This window comes from Micromonospora sp. NPDC050417, from assembly GCF_044458865.1.
Lineage (GTDB): Bacteria > Actinomycetota > Actinomycetes > Mycobacteriales > Micromonosporaceae > Micromonospora_G.
Genome location: NZ_JBITIH010000071.1, coordinates 1 through 1,525, shown reverse-complemented (window position 1 = coordinate 1,525; position 1,525 = coordinate 1). Strand labels below are relative to the sequence as shown.

The 1,525-nt window shown below is 61.7% G+C and carries 1 protein-coding gene; it reads right to left on the bottom strand.

What is annotated here, in order from left to right:
- Positions 1-1,397, bottom strand: a 1,397-nt coding sequence (locus ACIBF5_RS32695) for an amino acid adenylation domain-containing protein (RefSeq protein ID WP_396816753.1), incomplete at its 3' end; no start/stop codon positions are given.
- Positions 1,398-1,525: the final 128 nt, after the last annotated feature.

The window sequence follows — 1,525 nt, the reverse complement described above, 5'->3', positions numbered from 1 at the left end:
ACCGTGACCGGCCCACGACGAGCCACGACCGGCGTAAGGTCCGGCACCGGCAACGCCTTCCGGTCGAGCTTGCCGTTCGCCGTCAACGGCAACGCCTCCAACCACACAAACGCCGACGGCACCATGTAACCCGGCAACCGACCAGCCAACCGCTCCCGCAACAACCCCACATCCGCCGCGCCCACCACATACGCCACCAACCGCTGATCCCCCGGCACATCCTCACGCACCACCACCACCGCCCGCCGAACACCGGGAACAGACACCAACGCCGCCTCAACCTCACCCAACTCAACACGGAAACCACGCAACTTCACCTGATCATCGGTCCGACCGACAAACTCCAAACTCCCATCAGCCCGCCACCGCACCAGATCCCCACTGCGATACATCCGCTCACCAACCACACCGAACGGATCCGCCACAAACCGCTCCGCCGTCAACCCCGACCGATTCAGATAACCAAGCGCCAACTGCACACCAGCCAAATACAACTCCCCCACCACCCCCGGAGGAACCAGCCGCAAACCCCCATCCAACACATAAACCCGCGAATTATGCATCGGCCCACCGATCGACACCACACCAGCACCCGGCGACGTCAACGCCCCCGTAACAGCAATCGTCACCTCCGTCGGACCATACAAATTCCACAACGGCACACCACCCAACACCGCCGCGAACTCATCAACCAACTCCGCCGGCAACGCCTCACCAATACACACCACCAACCGCAACCCCACACACCCCACCGCACCCCCACCCGCCAAAAACAAACGCAACATCGACGGCACGAACTGCACCACCGTCACACCCCGATCCCGAACCAACCCCGCCAAATACCCCGCATCACGATGCCCACCCGGCCGCGCCACCACCACCGACGCCCCCGACACCAACGGCCAAAACAACTCCCACACCGACACATCAAAACCAACCGGCGTCTTCAACAACACCCGATCCGAAACACCCAAACCAAAAGTATCCTGCATCCACGCGAACTGATTCACCACCGCACGATGCGACACCACCACACCCTTCGGACGCCCCGTCGAACCCGACGTATACATCACATACGCAGGAGCATCCGCCGGCACCCACACCCCCAAATCAGAATCCACACCCCCACACAAAGGCAACTCACCATCAAGAAACACCACCGGAGCCGCATCCGCCAACATAAAAGCAACCCGATCCGCCGGATACTCCGGATCCACCGGCAAATACGCACCACCCGCCTTCACCACACCCAACAACGCCACCAACAAATCCACCGACCGAGGCAACGACACCGCCACCACCGACCCCACACCAACACCCCGACCCACCAACCACCGAGCCACCCGATTAGCCCGCGAATTCAACTCACCATAAGACAACTCCTCACCCTCACACACCACCGCCACCGCACCCGGATCCACCACCACCCGAGCCTCAAACAAACCAGACAACGACCCCCCAGACACCTCCCGCACAGTCTCATTCCACCCAAACAACACCCGATCACGCACCTCGTCACCGAGGA